The 3941-nt window shown below is 55.6% G+C and carries 3 protein-coding genes; all 3 read right to left on the bottom strand.

The genetic code is table 11. From position 1 onward, the window contains the following. Nucleotides 1–659: 659 nt before the first annotated feature. The 3 genes from ACFWN1_RS32150 to ACFWN1_RS32140 are packed head-to-tail and all read right to left on the bottom strand — an operon-like array spanning nt 660 to nt 3734. Entirely contained in the window at nt 660–1502 is an 843-nt protein-coding gene (locus ACFWN1_RS32150) for a hypothetical protein (RefSeq protein ID WP_384369922.1), read from the bottom strand. A 7-nt stretch (nt 1503–1509) separates the two neighbouring features. Beyond that, the gene (locus tag ACFWN1_RS32145) at nt 1510–2385 is read right to left on the bottom strand and encodes a DNA adenine methylase (protein WP_384369919.1); all 876 of its coding nucleotides are present in this window, start codon (nt 2383–2385) and stop codon (nt 1510–1512) included. Beyond that, nucleotides 2385–3734: a ParB N-terminal domain-containing protein gene (locus tag ACFWN1_RS32140; RefSeq protein ID WP_384369916.1), complete on the bottom strand. Its 1350-nt coding sequence runs from the start codon at nt 3732–3734 to the stop codon at nt 2385–2387. The genes ACFWN1_RS32145 and ACFWN1_RS32140 overlap by 1 nt, the downstream gene beginning before the upstream one ends. Nucleotides 3735–3941: the final 207 nt, after the last annotated feature.

The following is a 3941-nucleotide window of genomic DNA, read 5'->3' as shown; positions in this document are numbered from 1 at the left end:
AGAGCTACCAGGCCGGACTCGAATTATGCGCCAGCCTCCTCTGGATCCGACACCTCGAATCACAGCCTTGATCACAACTCCACACAGGCCCTAGGAGAGAGGGTGAGGCGTCGGGCCGGTGACCTGAGGCTTCGATGCCTGACGCGATGCGCAGCAACTCGACCTTCAGACACTCTCGTTGACCGTGGCTGACCGCTGCGTCTGGCACGGCAGTGGCACGAAGCTCAGCCGACGAAAGCCAGCCACGACGGCGGGTGCGCCAACGGACCAGGCGCGCGTATGCGTCGCTGCACCCCTACAGACCTCAGTCACGCTGCCAGTGCCGTCGACCAGGGCACGCCGCGACGGTCGGCACGTGACGATGGCGCCAGAGCCCTTAGCTTGGGAAGCGGCATGTGCCGGCCCTGTCGATAGGGAAGCGTCCTGGATCTCCATCGCTGGCTCATCGGCTGGTCACACGCTCGACCCCAACTTGCCTTGATCCGAAGAGACCTGAGGTTTGGCCAGGCCGCATCAGGGTATGCTAATCTATTCTACAGATGGGGTGCGAGGCCTAAGAAGCCCGTTGTGGTTCACGACCGCTGGCATCCACAGAAGAGGGAGGTCCGGGTTCGAGTCCCGGCTGGTAGCTTAACTGGGAGAGCGCCCTCTTTTTACTTCTACCATCCTGCTCTCTGTATTCCTGAAGCGATTTCTGCTTCCGTCAGATTGAGCGGTTGGTAGTAGGTGCGAAGGAATCCAGTGAGCTTCCTCTTTCGCTGCGAGAGATGATTCAAATTCGGATGCTCTGCAGTAAAATCAATAAGGGCGCAGTCCGTCCAAATCTCTCGCGGTAGTCTATCTCTGAGTGCAAAGTTCATTTTCTGTGAGATCCGTTTTGTCACCGCGAGAGCCAAAATGAGTTCGCCGTGAGAAAAAGTAACCGGAACTCCTAGCGTGACTCGATCAGATGGATGCTCGCCAGCAACTTTAATCCAATCAGCGAGCGCGTTAGGTGAAAGGTTGTTGGCTGCCGTTACGAGACCCTGTTTGGGTTTCCCTCCCGCGTGAATCACGGCATTTCGCATCTGGCGAATCAAATGAAACTGTTCCAATGGTTCTCTCGGGAGCTGCTGACCCACTTTTTGCTCGAATAGTCTATGCATTGATGAGGCATTAGTACCGGCAACCTCCCCGCGGGTCGTTAAACCTGCGTTGATTAACAGCCCGAAGCACGTCTGGACGAAGTCCTCGTGAATGGCAAGCGCATAAGGGACAGCCATGGCGCTTAGGTGTTGCTCAGCGTCAGCGAGCAACGTTCGGGCGTTCGCCGTGGTGAGATTCATGCGTTGAATGTGAGGGACAGCAGGAAATATTTCAGGCAGAAAGCGAGAGCTGCCGTCAGTCAAACGTAGCGTGTTCTCTGCTAGTCGTGAGCCGGCCAACAAAGCCATCATGGCATCACTGGCCTTAATTCTGTCCTGCTCGTAGGCCCGATACTCAGGGAAGTGTACGACGCTCATTATGCCCTCAACTCATCAACCACAGATAATCGTCCTTCCCAATGACGCCATCGAAGTCAGGAATGCTGAGACTGTCGCTGAAAACAGCGTACTCAACGCCTAGGTGCCGTACCTGCGCGCTATGAGCTATCTCAAATTGCATACACCGGTGATCAGGGTACAGGCTATCCGTAATGCGACTTTCGGCGTCATACGTCAAGAACCACTTGATGGGACTCTTACAGAGAACCTGTGCTAGTTCGCTGTGATCCTCGGAGCTGAGGGAATCCATGTACAGCCGGTCGCCCTGTACTAGATATGGCGGATCAACGTACGCCAAGACATGCTCTCCCAAAGACTCCAGACTGCGAATGTGCTGCCGGCCGTCTTGCTGCGACAGAGAGACCCTGTCTCGGTAAGTCCCCAGGAATTCAATTCGCTCCGCGAGTGCCTCACGATTGAAGCGTGCATCAATCTTCCATTTTCCGGCTTGCTCGTAGCCCCCAATGGGGCGAGCTCTGAGAATTCCTGATCTGTTGCAACGGTTGAGGAAGAAAGTGGCGAAGCCCAAGTCCAGGTCTGTCTTGCCAATCGGACTGGCGTACACTGCGGCTGCTTTATGCCAGCCATCGATCGTGACGTCAGCGCTGCGTACCATGGCTGCAAGGTCGCTGGTAGCACCGAAAACGCTGCGCCAGAAGGCGGCGATACCTGGGTCGGCGTCATTCAAATGAATGTGATCTACGCTGCCGTCGACTAATAGCTTAAGTGCCGCGCCAGCTCCTCCACAGAAGGGTTCTGCATAGTGGGTAGGTCGCGGTCCCTGCGAGTCCATTAGATGCTTTATGTAATTCGCCAAGCGGGCTTTTCCGCCCGGGTAGCGAAGAGGGCTGATATATCGCATCACTTGGGATTTTCCCCCAAGTATTGATCCAACTTCATGAGCATGGGTGTATAAACCGCACTTAGAGTTGTGATGTCCAAAATCATGGGATGCACGTCCCACTGATGGATGAAGCTATGCAGGTTCTTCACAGACAAGGCGCCGTCGTTCTGAGACATCCTGCGCGCTTCATCGAGCTGCTTATCCACATCGTCCGGGTCAATGTGCCGAAGAGCCACGCCAATGCGTTCTTTAAGTTTGTCCTGACGTCGACGCCATCCCTGTCGTTCTGCCGCCTCGGTCACAGTGATGTCGATTACAGCTCTGATCATGATGGCAGCGACGTTAGGGGAATCGGCAATTACGATCTTCTTTGCTTCATTCAGTACCTTGGCGGTCCTAGGGCTGACATTCTTCAGAATGACGTTCTGGAATACCCGTTTATCCCTTTTGGGCGGGCTAGCGGCAGGCGCGGGTGCGGCTTGCTGCAATTCGGCACTCTTTGTCTCTTTACGATCTCCGTGATCCGAACTCTGTACCTTTGGGGAAATCAGGCGAGGTTGGGGGAGTCGCTCTGAGGCTTGTGGCAAGTGATCCTTGATCGCGCCAATGTAATCGCGGCGCTGCTCTTTGCTTTTTACTCGAGTGACGGAGAGGTGCGTCGCTAGATCGGAGAAGAGCTTGCGAACTGAGCTGTGCATTACTTCTGGGTCGTAGTCGGCCAAAATGCCGCTATTCTGAAAATCGAAGCCTAGGGAGTTTCGAACTTTGGGATCAGACAGTAGACGCGCCAAGGTGGTGAGCCTAGTTGAACGGACCGTCGCTATATCCTGCAGCAGGCTACTGTCGGTGCTATACCACTCCGAAACCTGTTCGATAAACCGGAGAGCTCTAGCAGTGGCATTTTCTTTCTGAGCGAACCGAGTCTTCTGTTCGGAGGTCCACGGCACTACTCCGACACCTTCGGCTTCTCCAGTATGCCTGAGTGTGATCCAATGGTTTGCTTCCTCGCGACTTTTTGCGACTACACAACGCATGGTGCGAGGAATGGAGTGGCGACGAGCGATGATGCCCATCTGCTGGCGAATCTTGTGGTCATCCACTAGGGACGGGTCGGATAATGCTTTGAGGGTGGCTAGCCGACGATTACCCTCAATTACGACTACTTTGCCGTCCTCGCGGACGACGATCGGCAACTCTGTTGGGTTCAAACCCTTTTCGGCAATATCCTGTGCTAGTCGCGCTAGCTTTTCAGGGTCCTTCTGGAGGAGGGCTGAGATAGCCTCACGTGTCGTTGGTGTGGGCATGGCGTGTCGGGGGTTTTGGCTGTCAAGGCTCAAGTCCGTCACCGAGAAGTCCCTCTGCTCCATGGTGATGATGTTCTCATTGGAACCGTGTCGAGCGGTAGCGATCTCCCGAAGGTCACCGTGAGTAAAGGTGAACAGGTGCCCGGTGCATCGGGTTTGGCCGATGGCTCGCCTCGTTCGAGGTTGGACATGGCCAGGGGGGACGTCGGAAGGCTGATCGCTGTGCAGGCGGCACGGACGCCGGCCGGGCTGGAGCGGGGCGGAGACAGG

It is taken from the genome of Streptomyces sp. NPDC058459, from assembly GCF_042721685.1.
GTDB lineage: Bacteria > Actinomycetota > Actinomycetes > Streptomycetales > Streptomycetaceae > Streptomyces.
Note: the sequence above shows the minus strand (reverse complement) of the source record. Positions and strands in the feature narration are given on the sequence as shown.

Excerpts from the sequence above, each read along its gene's own strand:
- ACFWN1_RS32140 (WP_384369916.1), bottom strand. The coding sequence starts at position 3,734 with ATGGAGCAGAGGGACTTCTCGGTGACGGACTTGAGCCTTGACAGCCAA.
- ACFWN1_RS32145 (WP_384369919.1), bottom strand. The coding sequence starts at position 2,385 with ATGCGATATATCAGCCCTCTTCGCTACCCGGGCGGAAAAGCCCGCTTG.
- ACFWN1_RS32150 (WP_384369922.1), bottom strand. The coding sequence starts at position 1,502 with ATGAGCGTCGTACACTTCCCTGAGTATCGGGCCTACGAGCAGGACAGA.